Annotated in this window: 23 protein-coding genes; 10 read left to right on the top strand and 13 right to left on the bottom strand. The window is 67.2% G+C overall.

Annotated elements, in window-relative coordinates:
* The first annotated feature begins 36 nt into the window (after window positions 1-36).
* Genes QMZ16_RS12595 through QMZ16_RS12605 form a run of 3 tightly spaced genes read left to right on the top strand, consistent with a single transcriptional unit; the run spans window position 37 to window position 4162 of the window.
* Window positions 37-1065 (top strand): glycosyltransferase family 2 protein, encoded by a 1029-nt coding sequence (locus tag QMZ16_RS12595; RefSeq protein ID WP_282603539.1) that lies wholly within the window; start codon window positions 37-39, stop codon window positions 1063-1065.
* Window positions 1062-2762: a beta-1,6-N-acetylglucosaminyltransferase gene (locus tag QMZ16_RS12600; RefSeq protein ID WP_282603540.1), complete on the top strand. Its 1701-nt coding sequence runs from the start codon at window positions 1062-1064 to the stop codon at window positions 2760-2762. Before QMZ16_RS12595 ends, QMZ16_RS12600 begins: the two co-directional genes overlap by 4 nt.
* The gene (locus tag QMZ16_RS12605; RefSeq protein ID WP_282603541.1) at window positions 2759-4162 is read left to right on the top strand and encodes a hypothetical protein; all 1404 of its coding nucleotides are present in this window, start codon (window positions 2759-2761) and stop codon (window positions 4160-4162) included. Before QMZ16_RS12600 ends, QMZ16_RS12605 begins: the two co-directional genes overlap by 4 nt.
* An 89-nt stretch (window positions 4163-4251) precedes the next feature.
* Here QMZ16_RS12605 and QMZ16_RS12610 read toward each other — a convergent pair whose 3' ends face one another.
* Window positions 4252-5640: a phosphomannomutase gene (locus tag QMZ16_RS12610; RefSeq protein WP_282603542.1), complete on the bottom strand. Its 1389-nt coding sequence runs from the start codon at window positions 5638-5640 to the stop codon at window positions 4252-4254.
* 213 nt (window positions 5641-5853) lie between these two features.
* Between QMZ16_RS12610 and arfB the strand changes: the two genes are divergently transcribed.
* Genes arfB through QMZ16_RS12625 form a run of 3 tightly spaced genes read left to right on the top strand, consistent with a single transcriptional unit; the run spans window position 5854 to window position 8155 of the window.
* On the top strand, window positions 5854-6276 hold the full coding sequence (gene arfB, locus QMZ16_RS12615; protein WP_282603543.1) for an alternative ribosome rescue aminoacyl-tRNA hydrolase ArfB: 423 nt from the start codon (window positions 5854-5856) through the stop codon (window positions 6274-6276).
* Complete coding sequence (locus QMZ16_RS12620) at window positions 6273-6734, top strand: NUDIX hydrolase (RefSeq protein ID WP_282603544.1); 462 nt, start codon at window positions 6273-6275, stop codon at window positions 6732-6734. Before arfB ends, QMZ16_RS12620 begins: the two co-directional genes overlap by 4 nt.
* The gene (locus QMZ16_RS12625) at window positions 6731-8155 is read left to right on the top strand and encodes an inorganic phosphate transporter (RefSeq protein ID WP_282603545.1); all 1425 of its coding nucleotides are present in this window, start codon (window positions 6731-6733) and stop codon (window positions 8153-8155) included. Before QMZ16_RS12620 ends, QMZ16_RS12625 begins: the two co-directional genes overlap by 4 nt.
* Here QMZ16_RS12625 and pncB read toward each other — a convergent pair.
* Complete coding sequence (gene pncB / locus QMZ16_RS12630; protein ID WP_282603546.1) at window positions 8152-9444, bottom strand: nicotinate phosphoribosyltransferase; 1293 nt, start codon at window positions 9442-9444, stop codon at window positions 8152-8154. The two genes, QMZ16_RS12625 and pncB, sit on opposite strands and share 4 nt — an antisense overlap.
* A gap of 60 nt (window positions 9445-9504) precedes the next feature.
* Entirely contained in the window at window positions 9505-10101 is a 597-nt protein-coding gene (pncA, locus tag QMZ16_RS12635) for a bifunctional nicotinamidase/pyrazinamidase (RefSeq protein WP_282603547.1), read from the bottom strand.
* A gap of 135 nt (window positions 10102-10236) precedes the next feature.
* On the opposite strand from pncA, the gene QMZ16_RS12640 reads away from it, so the two are divergent.
* Together QMZ16_RS12640 and QMZ16_RS12645 are read left to right on the top strand one after the other, a co-directional pair.
* Entirely contained in the window at window positions 10237-11832 is a 1596-nt protein-coding gene (locus tag QMZ16_RS12640) for a DASS family sodium-coupled anion symporter (protein ID WP_282603548.1), read from the top strand.
* Between the two features lie 43 nt (window positions 11833-11875).
* Window positions 11876-12757 (top strand): rhodanese-related sulfurtransferase, encoded by an 882-nt coding sequence (locus QMZ16_RS12645; protein WP_282603549.1) that lies wholly within the window; start codon window positions 11876-11878, stop codon window positions 12755-12757.
* On the opposite strand, the gene QMZ16_RS12650 is transcribed toward QMZ16_RS12645, so the two are convergent.
* From QMZ16_RS12650 to QMZ16_RS12670, 5 genes are all read right to left on the bottom strand, one after another.
* Window positions 12754-15030: an NADP-dependent malic enzyme gene (locus QMZ16_RS12650; RefSeq protein ID WP_282603550.1), complete on the bottom strand. Its 2277-nt coding sequence runs from the start codon at window positions 15028-15030 to the stop codon at window positions 12754-12756. The two genes, QMZ16_RS12645 and QMZ16_RS12650, sit on opposite strands and share 4 nt — an antisense overlap.
* A gap of 61 nt (window positions 15031-15091) precedes the next feature.
* Window positions 15092-15817: a proteasome-type protease gene (locus QMZ16_RS12655; protein ID WP_028725916.1), complete on the bottom strand. Its 726-nt coding sequence runs from the start codon at window positions 15815-15817 to the stop codon at window positions 15092-15094.
* 82 nt (window positions 15818-15899) lie between these two features.
* Window positions 15900-16709 (bottom strand): transglutaminase family protein, encoded by an 810-nt coding sequence (locus QMZ16_RS12660; RefSeq protein WP_282603551.1) that lies wholly within the window; start codon window positions 16707-16709, stop codon window positions 15900-15902.
* A 5-nt stretch (window positions 16710-16714) separates the two neighbouring features.
* Window positions 16715-17671 carry an alpha-E domain-containing protein gene (locus tag QMZ16_RS12665; protein ID WP_022707931.1) on the bottom strand — a complete coding sequence of 319 codons (957 nt, stop codon included), beginning with the start codon at window positions 17669-17671 and terminating at the stop codon, window positions 16715-16717.
* A 14-nt stretch (window positions 17672-17685) separates the two neighbouring features.
* Window positions 17686-19095, bottom strand: coding sequence for a circularly permuted type 2 ATP-grasp protein (locus tag QMZ16_RS12670; protein ID WP_022707930.1), 1410 nt, complete (start codon window positions 19093-19095; stop codon window positions 17686-17688).
* 278 nt (window positions 19096-19373) lie between these two features.
* Here QMZ16_RS12670 and QMZ16_RS12675 point away from each other — a divergent pair, with 278 nt between their 5' ends.
* Together QMZ16_RS12675 and QMZ16_RS12680 are read left to right on the top strand one after the other, a co-directional pair.
* Window positions 19374-19682 (top strand): STAS domain-containing protein, encoded by a 309-nt coding sequence (locus tag QMZ16_RS12675; RefSeq protein WP_022707929.1) that lies wholly within the window; start codon window positions 19374-19376, stop codon window positions 19680-19682.
* Window positions 19683-19712: 30 nt separating this feature from the next.
* Window positions 19713-20177 carry an ATP-binding protein gene (locus QMZ16_RS12680; protein WP_022707928.1) on the top strand — a complete coding sequence of 155 codons (465 nt, stop codon included), beginning with the start codon at window positions 19713-19715 and terminating at the stop codon, window positions 20175-20177.
* On the opposite strand, the gene hspQ is transcribed toward QMZ16_RS12680, so the two are convergent.
* From hspQ to QMZ16_RS12705, 5 genes are all read right to left on the bottom strand, one after another.
* Window positions 20170-20517, bottom strand: coding sequence for a heat shock protein HspQ (gene hspQ, locus QMZ16_RS12685; RefSeq protein WP_022707927.1), 348 nt, complete (start codon window positions 20515-20517; stop codon window positions 20170-20172). The two genes, QMZ16_RS12680 and hspQ, sit on opposite strands and share 8 nt — an antisense overlap.
* A gap of 72 nt (window positions 20518-20589) precedes the next feature.
* Window positions 20590-21048: a CreA family protein gene (locus QMZ16_RS12690; protein ID WP_282603552.1), complete on the bottom strand. Its 459-nt coding sequence runs from the start codon at window positions 21046-21048 to the stop codon at window positions 20590-20592.
* Window positions 21045-21767 (bottom strand): metallophosphoesterase, encoded by a 723-nt coding sequence (locus QMZ16_RS12695; protein ID WP_282603553.1) that lies wholly within the window; start codon window positions 21765-21767, stop codon window positions 21045-21047. Before QMZ16_RS12695 ends, QMZ16_RS12690 begins: the two co-directional genes overlap by 4 nt.
* Window positions 21768-21836: 69 nt before the next feature.
* Window positions 21837-23426: a phosphoglycerate dehydrogenase gene (serA, locus tag QMZ16_RS12700; protein WP_022707924.1), complete on the bottom strand. Its 1590-nt coding sequence runs from the start codon at window positions 23424-23426 to the stop codon at window positions 21837-21839.
* Between the two features lie 94 nt (window positions 23427-23520).
* The gene (locus QMZ16_RS12705; protein ID WP_022707923.1) at window positions 23521-24666 is read right to left on the bottom strand and encodes a phosphoserine transaminase; all 1146 of its coding nucleotides are present in this window, start codon (window positions 24664-24666) and stop codon (window positions 23521-23523) included.
* Window positions 24667-24709 lie beyond the last annotated feature (43 nt).

The following is a 24709-nucleotide window of genomic DNA, read 5'->3' on the forward strand; positions in this document are numbered from 1 at the left end:
GTCCTTACGCAGCCATGACCAAGGGGGCGGCAGGCCATGACGCGCGTGGCCCGGCTTCCATTGCCCGCCCGCATCCGGCGCCGGGCCGAGAGGCAATACCTGATCGCCCGCGCCTTCAATCGCCGCAGGGCGTTGAAATCCATGGTCGACCGGACCTCTCAGATCCGGCCGGGCGACATCCTGGCCTTCGTCACGCTGCGCAACGAACGGGTGCGGCTGCCCTATTTCCTGGACTATTACCGCGGGCTGGGGGTCGATCACTTCCTGTTCGTGAACAATGACAGCACGGATGGCAGCGGCAACTATCTTGCCGAACAGCCCGACGTGTCGTTGTGGTGGACCAATGCCGGCTACAAGAAATCCCGCTTCGGGATGGACTGGATGAACCGCCTGCTGGCCAGGCACGGGCATGGCCATTGGTGCCTGACAATCGATCCCGACGAATTCCTCGTCTATCCGCATTGCGACACGCGGCCGTTGTCGGCGCTGACCAGCTGGCTCGAGGCGTCGGGCAGGCGGTCGTTCCCGGCGATGCTGCTGGACATGTACCCCAAGGGCGCGATCGAGGATCAGCCCTATGCCGAGGGGCAGGACCCGTTCGAGATCGCGCGCTGGTTCGATCCGGTGAACTACTCGATCAGCCGCAACGCCTTCTATGGCAACCTGTGGATCCAGGGGGGGCCGCGCACGCGCAACTTCTTCCGCGCCGATCCGCTGTCGGGGCCCGCGCTGAACAAGATCCCGCTGGTGAAGTGGAACTGGCGCTATGCCTATGTCAGCTCGACCCACATGGCGCTGCCGCGTCACCTGAACATGGTCTATGACGAGAATGGCGGCGAGATGGCGTCGGGCACGCTGCTGCATGCCAAGTTCCTGTCCACCTTCGCCGAGAAATCCGCCGAGGAGCTGGACCGCCGTCAGCATTACGCCAACAGCAAGGAATACCGCGCCTATCACGCGGGGCTGACGCGGGGGACCGACCTGTGGTGCAGCGAATCCCGCGAATATGTCGATTGGCAGCAGCTCGAGGATATCGGCCTGATCTCTCGGGGGAACTGGGCATGACGGGGGCCATGACGGGGGGCGTCGCGCTTGGGGTGGTGCTGCTGTGCCATGCGGATCTGGACATTGCCGCGCGCATGGCGCGGATCTGGGTCGAGGGCGGCGCGCGGGTCGCGGTCCATGTCGATGCCAAGGTTCCGGCCGCGGATTTCGCGCGGATGCAGGCCGCGCTGTCGGATTTGCCCGAGGTGCTGTTCAGCCGCCGCCGCCCCTGCGACTGGGGGCGCTTCAGCCTGGTGGCCGCCACGCAGGACGCGGCGCAGCTACTGCTGGACCGGTTCCCGGACACGACCCATGTCTACCTGGCATCCGGGGCGTGCCTGCCGCTGCGTCCCGTCCGCGACCTTCGGGCATTCCTGGCGCTGGACCCGGAGCTGGACCATATCGAGAGCGTGACCGCCCATGATGTCGGCTGGACCATCGGCGGCCTCAACGAGGAACGCTTCACGCTGTTCTATCCGCTGGACTGGCGCAGGCATCGCAAGTGGTTCGACCGGCTTGTGGACCTGCAGCGGCGTCTGGGCGTGCGGCGCAAGGTGCCCAAGGGGATCATCCCGCATCTGGGGTCGCAATGGTGGTGCCTGACCGCCGCGACCCTGCGCGCGATCCTGGACGATCCGAAGCGCAAGGTCTTCGACCGGTACTTCCGGCTCAGCTGGATCCCGGACGAGAGCTATTTCCAGACGCTGGCCCGCCGCCATGCCCTGCGGATCGAGAGCAGGTCGCTGACGCTGGCCAAGTTCGACCACGAGGGGCGTCCCTATCAGCTGTACGACGACCATGCGCGGATGCTGGAGGAATCGCACTGCTTCGTCGCGCGCAAGGTCTGGCCGGGGTCCACGGGGCTGCTGGACCATTTCCCGCGCCCCGCGGTCGGATCGCCCGACGCCACCGCCCCGCGCCCCGAACGGTTCGAGAGGGTGATCAACCGCACCGTCCGCCGCAGGCTGCTGGGCCGTCCGGGCCTGTATATGCAGTCGCGCTTTCCGCGCAAGGATGCCGAGAACGGCAAGACCTCGGCCCCCTATGCGGTCTTCCACGGCTTCAGCGACGTGTTCCCGGGGTTCGAGGACTGGCTGTCCGGCATGATCGACGCCGATGTCCACGGCCACCTGATGGGCCCCGAGATGGCCGAGTTCGCGGGCCGCCCCGAGATCGGGCCCGGGGCCATATCGTCCAGCACGCTGATCCGCGACCGCGATCCGCAGGGCTTCCTGACCTCGCTGATCCGCGTCACGCAGCGGATGCAGGTCTTCCAGTTCAGCCCGCGCGACAACCAGGCGCTGAACTGGTTCGTGGCGACCGATCCGAACGCCCATGTGAACGTCATCACCGGGGCCTGGATGCTGCCGCTGCTGGACAGCGACATGCCCTTCGACGACATCCGCCGCGTCACTGCGATCCTGCAGCGGGCCGAGCTGAAGCACCTGGAGGTGCTGAACTCGGTCTGGGTGAAGGCACGGGTGCAGGTGCATGAACTGACCGATTTCCTGGCCCGGCCCCAGCCCCTGATGATGCAGGCGCTGCAGGCATTGCCGATGCGCGGCCCGGTGCCGACCGGGCTGCCGGCCATGCGCGACATGGCCGGCATGGCCGAGCTGCTGCGTCGCCTGCGCAATTCCGGGCTGCAGCCGCGCATGTCGGGTGACGGGCTGCCCGTCCACGACATCCCCACGACCGAAAGGACCGCCGCCGAATGACCTCCTCGTTCCGCAGCTTCGTCATCTTTGCCGAAATGCGCACCGGCTCGAACCTGCTGGAGGCGACGCTGAACGCCATCCGCGGCGTCACCTGCCACGGCGAGGCGTTCAACCCCTACATGATGGGCTGGCCCGACAAGGACGAGCTGGCGGGCGTCACGCGCGACCAGCGCGAGGCCGACCCCCTGCCGCTGCTGCGCATCCTGACCGACAGGCCGGGGCACCTGCCGGGCTTCCGCTATTTCCACGACCACGATCCGCGCGTCTTCGACGCCATCATGCAGGACCGCCGCTGCGCCAAGATCGTGCTGACGCGCAACCCGCTGGACAGCTATGTCTCGACCCGGCTGGCCTGGGAAACCAACCAGTGGAAGCTGAACGAGAGCGAGACCCCGATCCCCGCCGCCATCACCTATGACGGGGCCGAGTTCCGCGAGAACGTCACCGCGATCGAGCGTTTCCAGATGAAGGTCATGCACTGGCTGCAGGTCACCGGCCAGAGCGCCTTCTGGCTGGGCTACGAGGATCTGCGCGATGCCGACGTGATGACCGGCCTGCTGCACTGGCTGGGCCGAACCGACATTCCGCGCGTGGAACCCGCCAGCGACCAGGTGCCCCAGAACCCGCGCGAGATGTCCGAGAAGGTGCGCAATTTCGACCAGATGCAGGCCGATCTGCAGACGCTCGATCCGTTCATGCTGCGCCGCATCCCGAATTTCGAGCCCCGTCGCGGGCCCTCGGTCCCCAGCTTCAGCGCGGTCGAGGCGGGCAGGGGGCTGCTGTTCATGCCCGTGCGCGGCGGCGCGGGCGTCGCGGTGCGCGACTGGATGGCCGGGCTGGGGGCCGTTTCGGGCGATTTCACCCAGACCAGCCTGCGCCAGTGGAAGCGCGGCCATCCGGGGCATCGCAGCTTCTCGGTGCTGCGCCACCCGCTGCACCGCGCCTGGACGGCCTTCGGGCAGGTCCTGTCGGATGCGCCCGCCGACCTGCGCGACACGCTGCGACGCCTGCACAGGGTCGACCTGCCCGAACCCGTCGCCCCCGATGTCTTGGACGCGGATGAGCAGGTCCGCCTGTTCGGGCAGTTCCTGGGCTTCCTCAAGCGCAACCTGAACGGCCAGACCACGCTGCCGACCCATCCCACATGGGCCAGCCAGTCCGAGGTGATCGCGGGCTTCGCGCGCTTCACCTCGCCCGACATGCTGATCCGCGAGGAACGCCTGCCCGAGGACATGGACCTGCTGGCGCGCACGGTCGGGCTGCAGGGCGTGGACGCCGCCGCGCTGGCACCCGCGCCGCTGCCGGACCACCTGCGCGACAAGGCGCTGATCAAGGCCGCGCGCAGCGCCTATGTACGCGATTACGCGGCCTTCGGCTTCGACGACCCCGAATCGTCATAAGTGTTTCACGTGAAGCGATAAAAAATCCGCAAAACGCAAAAGGGGCCGCGCGATGATGCGCGGCCCTTTCGTTTGTCGAGAAGGTCGGGTCAGCCCTTCAGCAGGGCCGCCAGCTCGGCCTGCTTGGCGCGGACCAGATCGGCATCGCCATCGGCCTCGACGTTCAGGCGCACGACCGGCTCGGTATTCGACTTGCGCAGGTTGAAGCGCCAACTGCCGAAGTTCAGCGACACGCCGTCCAGGTCGTCGCGGCTTTCGGCCTTGGATTCATAGGCGTCGATCAGGCGCGCGATGGCCGCGTCCGGGTCCTCGATGTGATAATTCGTCTCGCCCGAGGACGGATAGAGGCTCATCCGCTCTTCCAGCAGCTCGGCCAGGGTCTGGCCCTTGCGCGACAGAAGCTCGATCATCAGCAGCCAGGGGATCATGCCGCTGTCGCAGAAATAGAAGTCGCGGAAATAGTGGTGGGCCGACATCTCGCCGCCATAGACCGCGCCCACGTCGCGCATCTTGCGCTTGATGAAGGCGTGGCCGGTCTTGCTGACCACGGCCTCGCCGCCGGCTTCCTCGATCATGGCGCGGGTGTTCATGATGACGCGCGGGTCATGCACGATCTTCTCGCCCGGCGATTTTTCCAGGAAGGCCGCGCCCAGCAGGCCGACGATGTATTCGCCCGGAATGAAGCGGCCGTTCTCGTCGAAGAAGAAGCAGCGGTCGAAATCGCCGTCCCATGCGACGCCCAGATCGGCGTTCTCGGCCTTGACCATGTCCACGGTGGGGGGCTGGTTTTCCGGCAGCAGCGGGTTGGGGATGCCGTTCGGGAAGCTGCTGTCCACGTTGTGGTGCATGCGCACGAAGGTCAGCGGCGCGCCGCGGCGTTCCAGTTCCTCGGCGATGGCGTCGAAGGTCGGGCCGGCGGTGCCGTTGCCCGCGTTCACGACGATCTTCATCGGCTTCAGCGCCGAGACATCGACGAAATCGGCCATGCGCTTGGCGTAATCCGCGCGGGCATGGCTGAAATCGGTGACGCTGCCCTTGGTCGCGGGGGCGAATTCGCCGCCCGTGGCCAGGTCCACGATGGGGGGCAGCTCGGTCGCGGGATCCAGCGGTGCCGAACCACAGCCCACGATCTTCATGCCGTTGTAGTTGATCGGGTTGTGCGAGGCCGTCACCTCGATCCCGCCATCGGTGTCATGGAAGCCGGTGTGGAAATAGACCTCTTCGGTGCCGGCAAGGCCGAGGTCCAGAACGTCGGCGCCGCCGTCGGTCAAACCCTCGATCAGCGCCTTCGCCAGCTCGGGCGAGGTTTCGCGGCTGTCGCGACCCACGACGACGCGCTTGGCGTCGCGTGCCTGCGCAAAGGCGCGGCCGATGCGGTAGGCGACATCGGGATCGAGATTCTTGCCCAGCTCTCCGCGCACGTCATAGGCCTTGAAGCAGGTGATCTCGCGCCTGCCAAGCTGATCCCGTCCGTCCATCACTGTCCTCCGATAGGTTTTGTCTTTTCGCGCTAACAGGTTCGGGCCGGATTACAAGGTCGGCGAAACCGGGGCCCGTTCACGCGCAGGTGACGCTAAATGCATCATGCGACGATATCGTTGCAGGATTCGGCAAGGGCGCGTCAATAATTAACCCGATCTCAACCAAGGCCGCGATTTGATAGCGCCGGAGATAGGGCGTATATTCAGCTTATGTTGCATGTCACCGACACGATCGCGATCGAGGAATGGGAGCTGTCCGAACAGTTCACCCGGGCACAGGGTCCGGGCGGGCAGAACGTGAACAAGGTCGAGACCGCCGTCGAGCTGCGCTTCGAGGCCGAGCGGTCGCCGAACCTTCCCGATCCGGTCAAGCGTCGCCTGCAACGGCTGGCCGGGCGCCGCTGGACGCAGGACGGCGCGGTGGTGATCCTTGCACAGGAAACGCGCAGTCAGTCCCGCAATCGAGAGATCGCGCGGGAACGCTTGGCGGAACTGATCCGCAAGGCTAGCGTTGCGCCCAAGCGCCGGGTCGCCACAAGACCCACCCTCGGATCGCAGCGACGCCGCCTGAAGGCGAAGTCCATCCGCGGCGAAGTCAAGGCGCTGCGAAGCAGAGTGGACGGGCAGGAATGAAGGTTTTCGGCAAGGCATTGGCGCTTCTGATGGGGCGCAGGCCGACACAGATGCAGGTCGGCGCGATCTGTCGCGACCGCGACAGCGGCGCCGTGATGCTGATCACCAGCCGGGGCACGGGCCGGTGGGTCATTCCCAAGGGCTGGCCGATGGAGGGGCGCACCCTTGCCGGTGCCGCCGCCCAGGAGGCTTGGGAAGAGGCCGGCCTTCGCGGCACCATGTCCGAGGCCGAGCTGGGCCGCTTTCTCTATGACAAGGATCAGGACGAAGGCTATGCCGTGCCCGTGCAAGTGCGCGTCTTCCTGATGGAGGTGGACTGCGTCGAGGATGCGTTTCCCGAGGTCCGCCAGCGCAAGCGCCGCTGGTTCGCCCCCCGCGACGCCGCCCGCATGGTGGCCGAGCCGGGTCTGAAGCAGATCCTGCTGGCACTGGATCCTTCGGCCATCGCAGCCGAATGAAGCCGGCAAGCAGCTTCCATACGCTGGACAAGGATCTTCGCCGCATCACCAATGCCGAGGCCGCACAGCAGCATGCCTTCCAGCCCGTCTGGCGGCTGGGGCTTGCCGTGCTGGTCCTGGTCGCGGGCGTGATCCTGACGCTCAGCCTGTCGGGGGCGGACCCGGAATTCATGGCGATGGGCGCGGGGCTGATCGTCGCGGGCTGGCTGGGCGTCGCGATCGGATCGAACGATGTCGCGAACTCTCTGGGGCCGGCGGTCGGTGCGGGGGCGATCCGGGTGCTTCCCGGGCTGCTGCTGGCGGCGGGCGCGGGGATCGCGGGTGCGATGCTGGCGGGTGGCGCGGTGACGTCGCGGCTGGCGGGGGGCATCTACGATCCGGCAGGCATCGTTGCGGGCGGGCAGGGGCAGATCGTCATGGTCTCGGCCCTGATCGCGGCGGCGACCTGGATCACGCTGGCCAGCGGCATCGGCCTCCCGGTCAGCACATCGCATTCCATCGTGGGCGGCATCTCGGGGGCCTCGGCGGCGGCGGCGGGCCTTGCGGGCGTCAAATGGGCGACGCTTGGCACGATCACCGTGGTCTGGGTGATCACGCCGCTGGTCGCGGGGACCCTGGCCGGGGCGCTGCTGGTGCTGCTGCGGATGCGCGTCGTCGATGCGCCGGATCGCGCGCGGGCGGCGCTGAACTGGATCCCCGCGATGGTGGCGCTGATGGCGGCGCTGTTCGCGGCCTACCTGGCGCGCCTGTCCCTGCGCAGCGACGTTCTTATCCCCGAGATCGTTGCCGCCGCAATCTTGGGCGGTGTGGCCTTCGCGATCACCCGCCGCAAGGTTTTGGCCGAGATCGCCCGCGATCCCAGGAAGCCGAGTGTCAAGCGCCTCCTGCGTCCCGCGCTGGTGCTGGCGGTCGCGATCATGGCATTTGCGCATGGGGCGAACGATGTCGGCAACATCGCGGGGCCCCTGTCTGTCATCATGCTGGGCGGCGGCATCTCGATCGCGGGATCGCCGCTGGCGGTGCTGCTGGGCGGGGGGCTGGCCATCGCGGCGGGGACGCTGTTCTTCGGGCGCAGGCTGGTCACGCTGGTCGGCAGCGGCATCACGCGGTTGAATGCGGGGCGGGCGTTCTGCGTATCGCTCGGGACGGCGCTGACGGTGCTGACGGCCTCCAGCCTGGGGCTGCCGGTCTCGACCACGCATGTGGCGGTGGGCGGCATCTTCGGCGTGGGCTTCGCGCGCGAATGGGTGGACCGTCGCCGCAACCGCCGCCGCGACGCCCTGCCCATCGAGGAGATGCGCCGCCGCGTCCTGATCCGCCGCAGCCACGTGGCGACCATCACCGCCGCATGGGTCGTGACGGTGCCGGTGACGGGCGCGCTGTCGGCGCTGGTCTGTTCGCTGCTGCTGGCCGGGACCTAGACCACGGGCGCGGTCGCCGTCTGCTCTCCGACGCCGAAGACGCGGCGATAGCGCGCGATCTCTGATGCGGGGCCGGTCGCCTTGGCGGGGTTGTCCGACAGCTTGACCGTGGGCCGCCCGTTCGCGGCGACCGCCTTGCAGACGAGGCTGAACGGCGCCAGCCCGTCGCCCGGCACCAGCCCGCGGAAATCGTTGGTCAGCAGCGTGCCCCAGCCGAAGCTGACCTTCACCCGACCGTGGAACTGGCGATAGAGCGTCTCGATCCTGTCCACGTCCAGCCCGTCCGAGAAGATGATCAGCTTCTTCGTCGGATCCTCGCCCCGGTCCTTCCACCAGCGGATCGCGTTCTCGGCGCCGGTCGCGGGGTCGCCGCTGTCGATGCGGATGCCGGTCCAGCCCGCCAGCCAGTCGGGCGCGCCTTCGAGGAAGCCCGGCGTGCCATAGGTGTCGGGCAGGATCATGCGCAGGTTGCCCTCGTGCTCCTCGTGCCAGTCGGCCAGCACGTCATAGGGCGCGCGGCGCAGGGCGGCGTCATCCTCGGCCAGGGCGGCATAGACCATGGGCAGTTCATGGGCGTTCGTCCCGATGGCCTCGATGTCGCGGCGCATGGCGATCAGGCAGTTCGAGGTGCCGACGAAACGTTCGCCCAGGCCCTCGATCATGGCCTGCACGGCCCAGTCCTGCCACAGGAAGCTGTGCCTGCGCCGCGTGCCGAAATCGGCGATGCGCAGGTCGGGCAGGTCGCGCAGGCGCTCCAGCTTCTCCCACAGGCGGGTCATCGCGCGGGCATAGAGGACCTGCAGCTCGAACCGGCCCATGTCCTTCAGGACCGCGCGCGACCGCAGCTCCATCAGGACGGCCAGGGCCGGGATCTCCCACAGCATCACCTCGGGCCAGCTGCCCTCGAAGGTCAGCTCGTACTGCCCGTCGCGCTTCTCCAGGTGATAGGCCGGCAGGCGCAGCCCCTCGAGGAACTCCATGAAGTCCGGGCGGAACATCTGGCGCTTGCCATAGAAGGTGTTGCCCCGCAGCCAGGTGCTCTCGCCCCGCGACAGGGACAGGCTGCGCACATGGTCCAGCTGCTCGCGCAGCTCGCCCTCGTCGATCAGCTCGGCCAGCTTGATGTCGGTCGAGCGGTTGATCAGGCTGAAGGTCACCCGCGTGTCGCGCCGGTTGCGAAAGACCGACTGGCACATCAGAAGCTTGTAGAAATCCGTGTCGATCAACGAACGGACGATCGGGTCGATCTTCCATTTGTGGTTATGGACCCGCGTGGCGATATCGACCATCTCGTCTTCCTCCGGCAATCCGCCCATAGGTGCCCGCCGACGGGCAGGGTTGCAAGGGTCTCAGTCCAGCGCGACGCCCGCCTGGCGCATCGCGTCCCGCGCGGCCGCAAGGCTGCCGTCCAGGTCGATGGCGCGGCAGGCAGCCTCGATCACGCGGGCCTCGAAGCCCAGGCGGGCCGCGTCCATCGCGCTCCAGGCGACGCAGAAATCATGGGCGAGGCCGACGAAGGCCAGCTTCGCGATGCCGCGGTCGCGCAGGTATCCGGCAAGGCCCGTGGGGGTCTGGTGGTCGTTCTCGTAGAACGCGGAATAGCTGTCGATCCGGCTGCGGAATCCCTTGCGGATCACAAGGTCAGCGCGGTCGATGTCCAGATCGGGGTGAAAGTCCGCGCCCCCGGTTCCGATCACGCAATGCGCCGGCCACAGGACCTGCGGGCCATAGGGCATCTGCACCGTCGCGAAGGGCTGGCCGCCCGCGTGGTTGCCCGCGAAGCTGGCGTGGTCCGCGGGGTGCCAGTCCTGCGTCAGGATCACCGCGTCGAAATCCGCCATCATCGCGTTGATCGGTCCGACCACCGCGTCGCCATCGGTGACGGCCAGCGCGCCGCCGGGGCAGAAATCCTTCTGCATGTCGATCACGATCAGGGCTTCGGACATCTGCGGCCTCCTGCAATGGGTCGGGCCAGTAAGACGTTGCGACACCGCGCGGTCAAGCCTTCGGCCACCTTGAAGATTCCGGATGCAGCAGCGACTGCGATGCAGTATCTGCAAGGCGCTAACGGAGGATTGTCCATGGGCATCAAGGATGAATTGCACCAACCCGTCGGGTATGACGAGAACGAGGTGCCGGTCCGCTCGGCCGCGATGACCTGGGGGTTGCGCGGGCTGGGCCTGGGCCTTGCGCTGCTGGTCTGGCTGCTGCTGGGCGGGCAGGAGGGGCTGTCGGCCGACGCCCGCATCGTGGCGGCCATCGGCACGCTGATGGCGGTCTGGTGGATGACCGAGGCGATCCCGCTTTCGGCCACCGCGCTGCTGCCGATCGTGCTGATCCCGGCCATGACGGAGACGACCGTGGGGCAGGCGACCTCGCCCTATGCCAGCTCGATCGTGTTCCTGTTCCTGGGCGGGTTCCTGATCGCGATCGCGATGGAGAAATGGCACCTGCACACGCGCATCGCGCTGATGACGCTGAACAAGGTCGGCGTGGCACCCACGCGGATCGTGCTGGGCATGATGCTGGCGACCGGCTTCCTGTCGATGTGGGTGTCGAACACGGCCACCACGCTGATGATGCTGCCCATCGGCATGTCGGTCCTGTCGCTGGTGATCGAGCGCGGATCGAAGCAGTCGGGCACCGACGCCGAGGCCGCGCTGCGCGACGGGCAGACGATCAGCCAGGCGGTCACCGACCCGAACATCCGCGCCTTCGGCGTCTGCCTCGTGCTGTCGATCGCATGGGCGGCCTCGATGGGCGGTCTGGGCACGCTGCTGGGCAGCCCGCCCAACGCCATCGTCGCGGGCTATGCCAGCGACCAGCTGGGCCGCGACATCGGCTTCCTGCAATGGATGATCCTGGGCACCCCGGCGGCGTTCAGCTTCATCATCATCGCATGGCTGCTGATGACCAAGGTGCTCTATCGCTTCGACCTGCCGGAAATCCCGGGCGGTCGCCAGATGATCGAGGATCAGCTGCGCGGCCTGGGCGGCCTGTCCAAGGGTGAACGCATGGTCCTGTTCGTCTTCCTGGGCGCGGCCTTCCTGTGGGTCGTGCCGGGGCTTCTGGCATCCTTCCCCGCGATCGGGGCCGCCGCGCCCTGGCTGGACGCGCTTGACGACACGGCCATCGCCATCGGTGCGGGTCTCGTGATGTTCCTGCTGCCGGGCGACCGGCAGGGCAACATGGTGCTGGAATGGAAGGACGCGGAAACCGGGCTGCCCTGGGGCGTGCTGCTGCTGTTCGGCGGCGGTCTCAGCCTGGCATCGGCGGTCGCGGCCTCGGGGCTGGACGTGTGGTTCGGCGAACAGGTCACGGGCCTTGGAACGCTGCCGACCGTGCTGCTGGTCGGTGCCGTCGTCACGATCATCCTGTTCCTGACCGAGGTGACGTCGAACACGGCCACCGCGGCGACCTTCATCCCGATCCTGGGCGGCGTCGCGCTGGGCATCGGCGCGGATGCGATGACGCTGCTGATCCCGGCCGCGCTGGCCGCCACCTGCGCCTTCATGCTGCCGGTCGGCACGCCGCCCAATGCCATCGTCTTCGGCACGGGCACCGTCACCATCGGGCAGATGGCGCGCGGCGGCATCGTGCTGAACATCGTGGGCATCCTGCTGATCACCGGCCTGACCTGGCTTCTGGGCGGGCTGGCACTGGGCCTGCAGTTCTGAGAACGCTTGCGCGAAGGGGCGGGGGCCGCTATGGCCCCTGCCCATGCTGACAGTCGCCGCACTCTATCATTTCGCCCGTCTTCCCGATCCGGCCGCAATGCGCGGACCGCTTCTGGACCTGTGCCTGGCGCAGGGCCTGTGCGGCACGCTGCTTCTGGCCCGCGAGGGGGTGAACGGCACCATCGCAGGCCCGCGCGACGGGATCGACGCAGTGATCGCGCATCTGCGGTCCTGGCCCGGCTTCGAGGGCCTCGAATGGAAGGCCAGCCATGCCGACCAGCCGCCCTTCGCCCGCATGAAGGTCCGTCTCAAGCAGGAGATCGTGACGATGGGGCAGCCCGATGTGGACCCCACCGCCTCGGTCGGCCGCTATGTCGCGCCGCGCGACTGGAACGCCCTGATCTCGGCCCCCGATGTCGCGGTGATCGACACCCGCAACGATTACGAGGTCGCCATCGGCACCTTCGAGGGCGCGGTCGATCCGGGCACGGCCAGCTTCCGCGACTTTCCCGCCTGGTGGGCCGAGAACGCCCACCGCTTCGAGGGCAAGCGCATCGCGATGTTCTGCACGGGCGGCATCCGCTGCGAGAAGTCGACGAACTTCCTGATGTCCCAAGGCGTCCCCGAGGTGCATCACCTCCAGGGCGGCATCCTGAAATATCTCGAGGAGATCCCCGAGGCCGACAGCAAGTGGCAGGGCGAATGCTTCGTCTTCGATCAGCGCGTCAGCCTGAAGCACGGCCTGGAGCAGGGCAGCCACGGCATGTGCCATGCCTGCAGGCGCCCGATCTCGGACGCGGACCGCGCGCATCCGGCCTTCGAGCCCGGCGTCTGCTGCCCGCATTGCGTCGACGAATACGGCGATGCCGACCGCGAGAGGTTCCGCGACCGGCAGCGCCAGTTCGAGCGCGAGGGGCGGGCCTAGCGCTCGCCCAGGCCGCCCGCGGCGATGGCGGCCATGTTCAGGATGTCGCTGACCGTCGAGGTGGTCGAGCAGATCTGGATCGGCTTCGGCACCCCGGTCAGGATCGGGCCGATCACGGTCGCGCCCGCCATCTCCTGCAGCAGCTTGACCGAGATCGAGGCCGAGTGCCGCGCGGGCACCACCAGCACGTTCGCCGCCCCCGTCAGTCGGCTGAAGGGATAGCGCGCGGCGGATTCCGGGTTCAGCGCCACGTCCACCGTCATCTCGCCCTCGTATTCGAAATCGACGCCACGGCGGTCCAGCACCTCGGTTGCCTCGGCCATCTTGCGGGCGCGTTCGCTGACCGGATAGCCGAAGTTCGAGAAGGACAGGAACGCCACCCGCGGATCGAGGCCCAGCCCCCGCGCGACCGCCGCGCCGCTGGTCGCGATATCGGCCAGGTCCTCGGCCTCGGGCCATTCGTGGACCAGCGTGTCGCCGATCAGCACGATGCGGCCCCGATGCAGCACGGCGGTGATGCCCACCGCGCCGTCCTGCGGGCGCACGTCGAAGACATGGCCGATCTGGGCCAGCACGGGCGCGTTCTTGCGCGTGGCCCCTGTGACCAGCCCGTCGCCATGCCCATGCGCCAGCATCAGCGCGGCAAAGATGTGGCGGTCGCGATTGGCCAGCTTGATCGCGTCCTCGCGGTCCACGCCCTTGCGCTGCAGGCGTTCGTACAGGAACTGGTGATAGGTCTCGAGATGGCGGGTATTGGCGGCGTTGACCACGGTGATCTCTCGCATCGCGTCGCCCAGGCCCAGGGCCTCCAGCTCGGCCTTGACCTCGGTCTCGCGGCCGACGACCAGCGCCTGGCCCATGCCGGTGCGGGTCCATGCGACGGCGGCACGCAGGACCCGCGGATCGTCGCCCTCGGCAAAGATCATGCGGGCCTGCTTGGCGCGGGCGCGGGCATGGATGCCCTGCAGGATCGCGGCGGTCGGATCCATCCGGTTCTTGAGCGACTGGACATAGCCGTCCATGTCGATGATCGGGCGGCGCGCGACGCCGGTGTCCATGCCCGCGCGCGCGACAGCGGGCGGCACGACATGGATCAGGCGCGGGTCGAAGGGCGTCGGGATGATGTAGTCGCGCCCGAACTGCAGCTTGCGGCCATAGGCGACGGCGACCTCGTCGGGGACATCCTCGCGGGCCAGGCGGGCAAGGGCCTCGGCGCAGGCGATCTTCATCTCGTCGTTGATGGCGCGGGCATGGATGTCCAGCGCGCCCCGGAACAGGTAGGGGAAGCCCAGGACGTTGTTCACCTGGTTGGGATAGTCGCTGCGCCCCGTGGCCACGATGGCGTCGGGGCGGACGGCATGGGCATCCTCGGGGGTGATTTCCGGGTCGGGGTTCGCCATGGCGAAGATGACCGGGTTCTCGGCCATGGACTGCACCATCTCCTGGGTGACGGCGCCCTTGGCGCTGACGCCCAGGAACACGTCGGCACCCTTCATGGCGTCTTCCAGCGTGCGGGCCTCGGTCACGGCGGCATGGGCCGATTTCCACTGGTTCATCCCCTCGGTCCGGCCCGCGTAGATGACGCCCTTGGTGTCGCACATGATGCAGTTGTCATGGCCCGCGCCCATCGCCTTGAGCAGCTCGAGGCAGGCGATCCCCGCCGCGCCCGCGCCGTTCAGCACGATGCGCACGTCCTGGATCTTCTTGCCCGACAGTTCCAGCGCGTTGATGAGGCCCGCGGCGCAGATCACCGCAGTGCCGTGCTGGTCGTCATGGAAGACGGGGATGTCCATCATCTCTTTCAGGCGGCTTTCGATGATGAAGCATTCGGGCGCCTTGATGTCCTCGAGGTTGATGCCCCCGAAGGTCGGGCCCATCAGGCGGACGGCGTTGACGATCTCGTCGGGGTCCTCGGTGTCCAGCTCGATGTCGATGGCGTTCACGTCGGCGAAGCGCTTGAACAGCACCGCCTTGCCCTCCATCACCGGCTTCGAGGCCAGCGCGCCCAGGTTCCCCAGCCCCAGGATCGCGGTGCCGTTGCTGATCACCGCGACCATGTTGCCCTTGGTGGTATAGTCGTAGGCGGTTTCCGGGCGCTCGGCGATGGCCTCGACGGGAACGGCCACGCCGGGGCTGTAGGCCAGGGACAGGTCGCGCTGCGTGGTCATCGGCGTCGAGGCCACGATGTCGTATTTCCCGGGGCGCGGCTCCATGTGGTAGGCCAGCGCCTCTTCGGGTGTGATGCGCGTCCTGCGGCTGGTCTTGTCGGTCATGGATGTCCCCCCGGTGCGTTGCCCGATATTGGTAGCGCGCCGGGCAGGGGGCATCAACGCGTCAGAGCGTGACCTTGGTGAAACTGTCGCGCAGGGCGGCGGACCAGGCCGCGCTCATCTCGGCGAAATCGGGATCGCCGTCCTGGATGCGGCGCTGGCTGCCGATGCGGCATTCGTCCTTGCGGATCAGCGTCAGGTCCAGCGGCATCCCCACCGACAGGTTCGACCGCAGCGTCGAATCCATCGACAGCAGCACGGCCTTCTGCGCGTCGGCCAGGCTGGTTTCCGGGGTGACGACGCGGTCCAGGATGGGCTTGCCGTATTTGTGTTCGCCGATCTGCAGGAAGGGCGTGTCCTCGGTCGCCTCGATGAAGTTCCCCTCGGGATAGATGAGGAACAGGCGCATGTCGCCGCCCTTGCGCTGACCGGCGACGATCATGCTGGCGGATGCCTGCTGCTTGAGGTCTCGATGCTGGTCCGCGATCTCTCGCCGGGTGCGCGACAGGGTGTCGCCGATGATGGTGGCCACGCGCAGCATGCTGGGCGCGCGCATGATCGAGGTGGTCTCGTCCGCGAAATCGTCCTCGATCGCCTCGTCCAGGCGCGCGATGGTGGTCTGGGTGACCGACAGCGAACCGGCGGTCATGATCGCGATCACGCGTTCGCCCGGCTCCTCCCACAGGAACATCTTGCGATAGCACGAGATGTTGTCGAGCCCCGCATTGGTGCGGGTGTCCGACAGGAGGACCAGCCCCTCGTTCAGTTTCAGTCCGACGCAATAGGTCATCGGGAATTCCATTCCGGCATCTTCAGATCGCAGGCCAAGCTAGGGCCATGCGACGGGCTGTGCAATCGTGCCTTTCGGACAGTTACTGGGCCATTTCCTCGACCTGGACGCGCACATCCAGATCCTCGGCGCCGCCGCCGGTCGCGATGCCGCGGATGGGCGCCGCATCGGATGCGTTCAGCCCCGAGCCCAGCCGGACATAGCGTTCGTCCGGGCAGCAGGTGTTGGCGGCATCGAAGCCGACCCAGCCCAGCCCCTCGACATGCAGCTCGGCCCAGGCATGGGCCGCGTCATGGGGTTCGCCGTCGATGGTCGAATGCAGATAGCCCGAGACGTAACGTGCCGGGATGTCGCGCGTGCGGGCCACGGCGATCAGGGCGTGGGTGTGATCCTGGCAGACGCCCTCGCCCAGGGCCAGGGCCTCGGCGGCGGTGGTGCGCGATTCGGTGACGCCGGGGCGGAAGGTGATGGCCTCGCTGACGGCGCGGGACAGGGCGTGGGCAAGGTTCAGCACGTCGCCCTGCTGCGTGACCGATGCCGCCAGCTCGCGCAGGCCCGGATCGGCGCGTGTCACCTGCGTCTCGCGCATGTAGGCCAGCGGGTGGATCATTTCCCGGTGGCCGCGCAGGACGCCGGCGGTGTCACGGGTGTCGATGCGCCCCTCGATGCGGACGGTCACCTCGTCGGTGGGACCGCGCAGGGTCCAGCCCTCGATCCAGTCGCCCGCCCCGTCGCGGAAGCCGGGGCCGCGCACCCCGCCCGGCAGGTCGATCTGCCATTGCAGCACCTTCTGCCCCTCGTAGATCGAAGGGGTCAGGCGCAGGCTCTGGATCAGGTTCCGGATGGGCCTGTCATAGCGATAGGTCGTCTCGTGCGAAATGCGCAGCTTCATGGCCTTCAGGCCCCCCCAAGCAGAAAGTCCTGATGCACCAGCGCCGACACGGCGGCCAGCTCTCCGATGAACCAGCTGAGGAATTCGTGCAGCCCTTCGTCGAAGATCATCTCGATGTCGCGTTCCTGCAGCGCCTCCTGCACCTCGCGCGCCTTGTCGCGGGCGGTCGCGGGGACGTCGGGACCATAGCGGCGCGCCAGCCCTTCCAGATGCCACACCGCCTCGTAGAGCGAGGTGATGAGAGAGCGCGGGCTCTCGCCGTTCAGGATCAGGAAATCGGCCACGCGACCGGCGGTGATGTCGCCGCCATAGGCCCAGTGATAGGCCCGATGCGCCGACAGCGCCCGCAGGATCACCTGCCACTGATAGCTGTCCAGCCCCGAGCCGACGAATTCGATCCGCGGCAGCAGCACGAAATACTTCACGTCCAGCAGCCGCGCCGTCGCATCCGCGCGTTCCAGGCTGTAGCCGAGGTTCATGAAGTGCCAGCCGTCGTTGCGCAGCTGCGTCGCGTTGATCGCACCGCGCACGGTCGAGGTGTGGCCGGTCGTGAAATCGGTCAGCTTGGCCGTGTCCAGCTTCTCTCGCGGGGTCCGCTCGATCCGGCGCAGTTCCTGGTAGGTCACGTTCAGCGCGTCCCAGACCTGGCTGGTCAGCGCGGTCCGCACGATGCGGCCGGATTCGCGGGCCTTCTCGATGCAGCTGACGACGGATGACGGGTTGTCGCGGTCGAAGAAGATGAATTCCTCGATCTTCTCCTGCGTGGCCTCGCCGTATTTCTGGGCGAAGACGGCCGAGGTCCCCGATGCCTGCAGCAGAGAGTTCCACTCGTTCTGGTAGCCCGCGTCGGTATTGGGCAGCAGCGTGATGCGCTGGCCCACGTCCAGAAGGCGGGCGGCGGTTTCGGCGCGTTCCAGGTGGCGGCCCATCCAGAACAGGTTCGATGCGGTGCGGCTGAGCATGGTCGATCTTCCCCTCATTCCGACAGCACCCAGGTATCCTTGACGCCCCCGCCCTGCGACGAGTTCACGACAAGGCTGCCCTCGCGCAGCGCCACGCGGGTCAGGCCGCCCGGCACCAGCTCGATCCGGTCGCCGCACAGGCAATAGGGGCGCAGGTCCACGTGGCGTGGCGCGATGCCTTCCTCGACGAAGGTGGGGCAGGTGGACAGCGACAGGGTCGGCTGCGCGATATAGTTCGACGGATTGGCCTCGATCTTGCGGCGGAAATGCTCGATCTCCTCCTTGGTGGATTTCGGGCCGACCAGCATGCCGTATCCGCCCGATCCGTGAACCTCCTTGACCACCAGGTCGGGCAGGTTCTCCATCACGTACCTGTAGTCGTCGTCCTTCCACAGCGTCCAGGTCTGGACGTTGTTCAGGATCGGCTCCTCTCCCAGGTAGAAGCGGACCATTTCGGGCACGAAGGTATAGATCGCCTTGTCGTCCGCCACGCCCGCGCCGGGCGCCGAGCAGATCGACACCCCGCCCGAACGATAGACATCCATCAGCCCCGGGATCCCCAGCATGCTGTCGGGTCGGAAGCATAACGGGTCGAGGAACGGGTCGTCGATCCGGCGATAGATCACGTCCACGCGCCGCGGACCGGTCGTCGTGCGCATGTAGACGAATTCGCCATCCACGAAGAGATCCTGCCCCTCGACCAGTTCGACCCCCATCAGGTTCGCAAGGAAGCTGTGTTCGTAATACGCGCTGTTGAAATGCCCGGGCGTCAGGATCACGCAGGTCGGGCGGTCGGTGCATTTGGGCGGCGCGACCGATTCCAACGTGCGGCGCAGCAGGGCGGGATACTGGTCCACCGGCTCGATGCGGTTGTGGCGGAACAGCTGCGGGAACATGCGCATCATGATCTCGCGGTTCTCCAGCATGTAGCTGACGCCGGACGGCGTGCGGCAATTGTCCTCCAGCACGTAGAACTCGTCCTTGCCGGTCCGCACCAGGTCCACGCCGATGATGTGGCTGTAGACGCCGCGCGGCGGCACGACGCCGACGACCGCCTTCTCGTAGGCCTCGTTCTGATAGACGAGGCGCGCGGGGATGCGGCCCGCGCGGATGATCTCTCCTCGGCCATAGACGTCGCGCAGGAAGGCGTTCAGGGCGCGGGCGCGCTGCTTGATGCCGCGTTCCAGCTTGCGCCACTCGGCCTGTTCGAAGACGCGGGGCATCATGTCGAAGGGGATCAGGCGGTCGGGGTCGCCGCCTTCGCCATAGACGGCGAAGGTGATGCCGATGCGGCGGAACAGCTCCTCGGCCTCGGCCTGCTTCATCTGGCGGAAATCGTCGGGCATGGTCGCGACCCATTGGCTGAGCCGCGCATAGGGGTCCCGGACGGCGTCGCCCTCGAACATCTCGTTGTAATGGCTCATCTGTCCCCCAGTCTTTCGCGCCTTTCCGTCGATCGATGATCGGAAAGCCCCCCGGCGAAGTCCACAGGGGAACCCCGCCGGATGCCCGTCCGTTCCGCAGATCACCCCCATGCAGCGCAGAAAACCCGCTTTCGTTCAAGGGGTCTGCCCATCGAACGGGCAGCGATCGCACCGGGCGGGATGGTTAAAATGCGCGGCAAAGGGCGGAGCCCCGGTTACCCGCGCTTAACCCGATCCGGGCTAGGCTGCCCCCGACCCATCAAGGAAAGGCCCCGCACATGCAGTTCATCGTCGAGGATGTGGACAGCCACCTCCATATCAGCGTGAACGAGCCGCGCATCGACGCGGCCATCGCCACCCAGTTCAAGGACAAGCTGCGCGAGATCGTGAACCGCAACCGCAAGCCCGTCCACCTGGACATGGCGCGGGTCGAGTTCATGGACAGTTCGGGCCTGGGCGCCATGATCGCCGTGCGCAAGGGCCTGCCCGAAAGCCTGCCGCTGGTGCTGCTGGCCCTGACCCCGAATGTCGAAAGGGTGTTCCGCCTGACCCGTATGGACAGCGTGTTCGACATCCGCGCGGCCTGACGGACCGCTCGCTCAGAAGGAGCAAGGGAAATGAATTCGACCGAACCCGACATGCGCCCCGTCCCCGACAGCCAGCCCATGTTCAACCGCGTCCTGCGTGCCAGCCCGGAAACGGTGCGCGGCACGCTGCAGGACATCCGCAGCCGCTTTGCCGACCTGGTGGCCGAGGATACGCTGGGGCGGCTGGAACTGGTCCTGGCCGAGGTGATGAACAACGTGGCCGAACATGCCCCCGACATGGCGGCGGATGGGCAACCGGTTATCCATCTGTGCGTGGTGCGCCATGCGGGCGGGCTGGCCTGTGCGCTGACCGATGACGGGGCGTCGCTGCCCGACGAATGCCTTGCGCCGCGCAACCTGCCGCGCGCGACCGACATGCCCGAAGGGGGGTTCGGCTGGTTCCTGATCCAGGATCTGACGCAGGCGCTGTGCTATTACCGCGAAGGCAGCCGCAACTACCTGGCCTTCAGCGTGCCCTTCGCCTCGGTCAGTTGACCGGCACGCCCAGATGATAGCGGCCGTTCTCGAACTCGTCGAACATCTCGCCCAGTTCGGGATGCTCCAGCGGTTCGCCCGACAGGTCCAGTTCCAGGTTCTGCTCGGAGACATAGGCGACATAGAAGGTCGCCTCGGTCTCGGCATAGAGATGGTAGAAGGGCTGGTCCTTGGCTGGACGCGCATCCTCGGGGATGGATTCGTACCATTCCTCGGTATTGGCGAATTCGGGGTCCACGTCGAAGATCACGCCGCGAAAGGGGCGATTGCGATGACGCACCACCTGGCCCAGGCTGTATTTCGCGATGCGACCCTGCAGCGGCATGTGTTTCGCTTCCATCCCGAATCCCGGCACTTGAAAAGACAGCCCGCCTTCTAACCGTCGATGGGCGAACTGTCCACCGCGCGGGGTTCAGGGTGCCTGATCCTCGGGCAGCAGGGGGACGGTCGCGATGGACATCTTGGCCGAGCCTTCGGTCAGTTCGGACCCGTGGGCCAGATAGATCAGCACCCGCGATTGCGCATCGAAGACCCGCCGCACGCGCAGCGACTTGAAGATCAGCGACCTGCTCTCTCGGAAGACCTCGTCGCCCTCCTCGTCCAGTGCGACCCCCGTCAGGTCGATCGGACCGGTGCGCGCGCATTCGATCGCGCTGTTGGACGGATCCTCGAACCAGTTCCCCTGGCTGAGACGGTCGATGACCGACCGGCTGAAGTAGGCCAGGTGGCAGGTGACGCCCGGGATGTCGGGATCGGCGACCGCTTCGATGACGATGTCGTTTCCGACCCAGTCCACGCCGACCTCGGCCACTTCGCGGGCCATCAGGGTCTGGGGCAGAAGGGCGGCGATCAGGATCAGGGGGCGTATCATTCGATCTCCATCGGCTGGCGGCCCTGATCGGTCAGCAGGTCGACCGTGCCCGGACCGATGGCGACGGTGGCCAGCGGGCGACCATAGGCGGCACCGCCGTCGATGTTCAGCCTGTTGCGATAGCGGGTGGGCCGGTCCAGCGCGGTGTGTCCGTGCACGACCAGCGGGCCGAAATCGGCCTCGCTTTCCAGGAACCCCTTCCGGATCCAGACGAGGTCGTGTTCCTGCTGGTCGGTCAGGCCCACGCCGGGACGGATGCCCGCATGGACGAACAGGGCCAGCGGGTGCAGATACCACAGCGGCAGGGTCGCCAGGAAATCCGAATGTGCCTGCGGCACCGCGCGGCGGGCATCGTTCAGCACCTCGTGGTGGGGGCGGTCGATATCGACGCCATAGGATTCCAGCGTCGCGCGCGCGCCCAGCCCCGCATGGTCCAGCCAGTGCTGCCCCGAGGACAGGCCGGGGTCGATCCAGTCGGGGGTGTTCAGGAAGGCCGGCAGGAAGCGGTCGTGATTGCCGCGGGTGACGACCCAGTTGCGGCCGTCGCGGCGCCCTTGCAGCAGGTGTTCCACCACGCCGCGCGAATCCGGGCCGCGGTCGATCAGGTCCCCGACATGGACGATCAGCGCGTCCTGTCCGCCGTCGCGGAAGATCCGCTCATGCGCGGCCCTCAGCAGGTCGATCTGTCCGTGGATGTCGCCAATCGCGTAAACTTGCATCGCATTCCCCGCCCTTGGCGCGGCGGGCCGTGCCGCGCCCCCCTTGGGTAGGGGGGCACGGCAGCGAGGTCAAACCTCGAATTGCAGGGCGCGGGCCTGCAGGAACTTGCCGGTGCCTTCCAGCGCGGCCAGGACCTCGGGGCTGACGGCATCGTCCAGGTACAGGATCGCGATGGCGTCGCCGCCCTGATCCGCACGGCCCAGGGTGAAGTTCGCGATGTTGACGCCCAGCCCGCCCAGGGTCGAACCCAGTGCGCCGATGACGCCCGGCACGTCCTTGTTGCGGGTGTACAGCATGTGCGCGCCCACCTCGGCGTCGATGTTGATGCCGCGGATCTGGATGAAGCGCGGCTTGCCGTCGCTGAAGACCGCGCCCGCGATCGAGCGTTCGCGCGTGGCGGTGACGCAGGTGACCTTCACGTACCCCTCGTAGACGCCGCCCTTGCCCTGCGTCGTGGTCGAGACCTGCACGCCGCGTTCCTTGGCCATGACCGGGGCCGAGACCATGTTCACGTCCGGGTTCGTCGCCTGCATCACGCCCGACAGCACGGCCGCGTTCAGCGCGTTCAGGTTCATCTCGGACGCGACACCGTCATAGAGGATGTTCACGGCCTTGATCGGCTCGTCGGTCATCTGGCCCACGAAGGCGCCCAGATGGCCTGCCAGCTTGATCCAGGGGCCCATGACGGCAGCTTCTTCGGCGGTGACCGAAGGCATGTTCAGCGCGTTCTGCACGGCGCCCGTCAGCAGATAGTCCGACATCTGTTCGGCGACCTGAAGGGCCACGTTTTCCTGCGCCTCGGTGGTCGAGGCGCCCAGGTGCGGGGTCACGACGACGTTCGGCAGGTTGAACAGCGGGCTTTCGGTCGCGGGCTCGACGGCGAAAACGTCGAAGGCGGCACCGGCGACGCGGCCCTCCTTCAGGGCGTCGGCCAGCGCGTCCTCGTCCACCAGGCCGCCGCGGGCGCAGTTCACGATGCGGACGCCCGGCTTCAGCTTGGCGATGTTCTCGCGCGAGAGGATGTTCTTCGTCTTCTCGGTCAGGGGCACGTGGAAGGTGATGAAATCGGCCTTGCCCAGCAGCTCGTCCAGCTCGACCTTGGTGACGCCCAGTTCCTTGGCGCGTTCCTCGGACAGGAAGGGATCGAAGGCCAGGACCTTCATGTGCAGGCCAAGCGCGCGGTCGATCACGATGGAACCGATATTGCCCGCGCCGATCACGCCGAGCGTCTTGTTGAACAGCTCGACGCCCATGAAGCGGCTCTTTTCCCACTTGCCGGCATGGGTGCTGACGCTGGCTTCGGGCAGCTGGCGGGCGACCGCGAACATCATCGCGATGGCGTGTTCGGCCGTGGTGATCGAGTTGCCGAAGGGCGTGTTCATCACGATGACGCCCTTCTTGCTGGCGGCGGGGATGTCGACGTTGTCGACACCGATGCCCGCGCGGCCCACGACCTTCAGGTTGGTCGCGTTCTCCAGCAGCTTCTCGGTGACCTTGGTGGCCGAGCGGATGGCAAGGCCGTCATACTGGCCGATCACCTCGGCCAGCTTTTCCTTGTCCTTGCCCAGATCGGGCAGGTAATCCACCTCGACCCCGCGATCGCGGAAGATCTGGACGGCGGTTTCCGACAGCTTGTCGGACACGAGAACCTTCGGCATGGCGTTCATCCTTTGCATGCGGCATCCGGGCAGCTGCCTCGCGGATGCTGTGTTTGTTGGGGAAACGGGGGGCGCGGGGCCCCCGGAAATTCGCTTACTGCGCGGCCAGTTCGGCGCGATAGGCCCATTCGACCCAGGGCATCAGCGCCGCGACATCGGCGGTTTCCACCGTCGATCCGCACCAGATGCGCAGGCCCGCGGGCGCGTCGCGATAGGCGCCGGCGTCCAGCGCCACGCCTTCCTTCTCCAGCCGCTTGGCGACGGCCTTGGCGAAGGCCGCACCGTCCTTGATGGCCGGATCGGTGAATTTCACGCAGACGCTGGTGGTCGATGCGGTGGCCGGATCGGCTGCCAGGTTCGCGATCCAGTCCTTGTCGGCGATGAAGTCCGCGACCGCCTTGGCATTCGCGTCGGCGCGCGCCACGAGGCCCTTCAGCCCGCCCAGGCCCTCGGCCCATTTCAGCGCCACGAGGTAATCCTCGACCGCCAGCATGGACGGGGTGTTGATCGTCTCGCCCTTGAAGATGCCCTCGATCAGCTTGCCGCCCTTGGTCAGGCGGAAGATCTTGGGCAGGGGACGGTCGGGGGTATAGGATTCGAGACGCTCGACGGCGCGGGGCGACAGGATCAGCACGCCATGCGCGCCTTCGCCGCCCAGGACCTTCTGCCAGCTGAAGGTGGTCACGTCCAGCTTGTCCCAGGGCAGCTCCATCGCGAAGGCGGCGCTGGTCGCGTCGCAGATGGTCAGGCCCGCGCGGTCCGCCGGGATCGCATCGCCGTTCGGCACGCGCACGCCGCTGGTGGTGCCGTTCCAGGTGAAGACCACGTCGCGGTCGAAATCGACTTCGGCCAGATCGACGATATGGCCGTAATCGGCCTTGCGGACGGTGGCGTCCAGCTTCAGCTGCTTGACGGCGTCGGTGACCCAGCCTTCGCCGAAGCTTTCCCAGGCCAGCATTTCGACGGGGCGTTCGCCCAGCATGGTCCACATCGCCATCTCGACCGCGCCGGTGTCGGAACCGGGGACGATGCCGATGCGGTAGTCGTCGGGGACGCCCAGGACCTTGCGGGTCAGGTCGATCGCCTCGGCCAGCTTGGACTTGCCGACGGCGGAACGGTGCGAACGGCCAAGGGGCGCGTCCGACAGCATGTTCAGATCGTATTGGGGAATCTTGGCGCAGGGGCCGGACGAGAAACGCGGGTTTGCCGGCCGCGTGGCCGGGATCGGATGATCGCTCATGTGCTTAGCCTTCCAGCTAGAAGCCCTTCGTTGGGGAAGGGTG

This window comes from Paracoccus sp. PARArs4, from assembly GCF_947311865.1.
Classification (GTDB): domain Bacteria; phylum Pseudomonadota; class Alphaproteobacteria; order Rhodobacterales; family Rhodobacteraceae; genus Paracoccus; species Paracoccus zeaxanthinifaciens.

What these genes read in the sequence shown, in the direction of transcription:
- QMZ16_RS12595 (WP_282603539.1), top strand. Translation starts at nt 37, where the DNA reads ATGACGCGCGTGGCCCGGCTTCCATTGCCCGCCCGCATCCGGCGCCGG.
- QMZ16_RS12600 (WP_282603540.1), top strand. Translation starts at nt 1,062, where the DNA reads ATGACGGGGGCCATGACGGGGGGCGTCGCGCTTGGGGTGGTGCTGCTG.
- QMZ16_RS12605 (WP_282603541.1), top strand. Translation starts at nt 2,759, where the DNA reads ATGACCTCCTCGTTCCGCAGCTTCGTCATCTTTGCCGAAATGCGCACC.
- QMZ16_RS12610 (WP_282603542.1), bottom strand. Translation starts at nt 5,640, where the DNA reads ATGGACGGACGGGATCAGCTTGGCAGGCGCGAGATCACCTGCTTCAAG.
- arfB (WP_282603543.1), top strand. Translation starts at nt 5,854, where the DNA reads ATGTTGCATGTCACCGACACGATCGCGATCGAGGAATGGGAGCTGTCC.
- QMZ16_RS12620 (WP_282603544.1), top strand. Translation starts at nt 6,273, where the DNA reads ATGAAGGTTTTCGGCAAGGCATTGGCGCTTCTGATGGGGCGCAGGCCG.
- QMZ16_RS12625 (WP_282603545.1), top strand. Translation starts at nt 6,731, where the DNA reads ATGAAGCCGGCAAGCAGCTTCCATACGCTGGACAAGGATCTTCGCCGC.
- pncB (WP_282603546.1), bottom strand. Translation starts at nt 9,444, where the DNA reads ATGGTCGATATCGCCACGCGGGTCCATAACCACAAATGGAAGATCGAC.
- pncA (WP_282603547.1), bottom strand. Translation starts at nt 10,101, where the DNA reads ATGTCCGAAGCCCTGATCGTGATCGACATGCAGAAGGATTTCTGCCCC.
- QMZ16_RS12640 (WP_282603548.1), top strand. Translation starts at nt 10,237, where the DNA reads ATGGGCATCAAGGATGAATTGCACCAACCCGTCGGGTATGACGAGAAC.
- QMZ16_RS12645 (WP_282603549.1), top strand. Translation starts at nt 11,876, where the DNA reads ATGCTGACAGTCGCCGCACTCTATCATTTCGCCCGTCTTCCCGATCCG.
- QMZ16_RS12650 (WP_282603550.1), bottom strand. Translation starts at nt 15,030, where the DNA reads ATGACCGACAAGACCAGCCGCAGGACGCGCATCACACCCGAAGAGGCG.
- QMZ16_RS12655 (WP_028725916.1), bottom strand. Translation starts at nt 15,817, where the DNA reads ATGACCTATTGCGTCGGACTGAAACTGAACGAGGGGCTGGTCCTCCTG.
- QMZ16_RS12660 (WP_282603551.1), bottom strand. Translation starts at nt 16,709, where the DNA reads ATGAAGCTGCGCATTTCGCACGAGACGACCTATCGCTATGACAGGCCC.
- QMZ16_RS12665 (WP_022707931.1), bottom strand. Translation starts at nt 17,671, where the DNA reads ATGCTCAGCCGCACCGCATCGAACCTGTTCTGGATGGGCCGCCACCTG.
- QMZ16_RS12670 (WP_022707930.1), bottom strand. Translation starts at nt 19,095, where the DNA reads ATGAGCCATTACAACGAGATGTTCGAGGGCGACGCCGTCCGGGACCCC.
- QMZ16_RS12675 (WP_022707929.1), top strand. Translation starts at nt 19,374, where the DNA reads ATGCAGTTCATCGTCGAGGATGTGGACAGCCACCTCCATATCAGCGTG.
- QMZ16_RS12680 (WP_022707928.1), top strand. Translation starts at nt 19,713, where the DNA reads ATGAATTCGACCGAACCCGACATGCGCCCCGTCCCCGACAGCCAGCCC.
- hspQ (WP_022707927.1), bottom strand. Translation starts at nt 20,517, where the DNA reads ATGGAAGCGAAACACATGCCGCTGCAGGGTCGCATCGCGAAATACAGC.
- QMZ16_RS12690 (WP_282603552.1), bottom strand. Translation starts at nt 21,048, where the DNA reads ATGATACGCCCCCTGATCCTGATCGCCGCCCTTCTGCCCCAGACCCTG.
- QMZ16_RS12695 (WP_282603553.1), bottom strand. Translation starts at nt 21,767, where the DNA reads ATGCAAGTTTACGCGATTGGCGACATCCACGGACAGATCGACCTGCTG.
- serA (WP_022707924.1), bottom strand. Translation starts at nt 23,426, where the DNA reads ATGCCGAAGGTTCTCGTGTCCGACAAGCTGTCGGAAACCGCCGTCCAG.
- QMZ16_RS12705 (WP_022707923.1), bottom strand. Translation starts at nt 24,666, where the DNA reads ATGAGCGATCATCCGATCCCGGCCACGCGGCCGGCAAACCCGCGTTTC.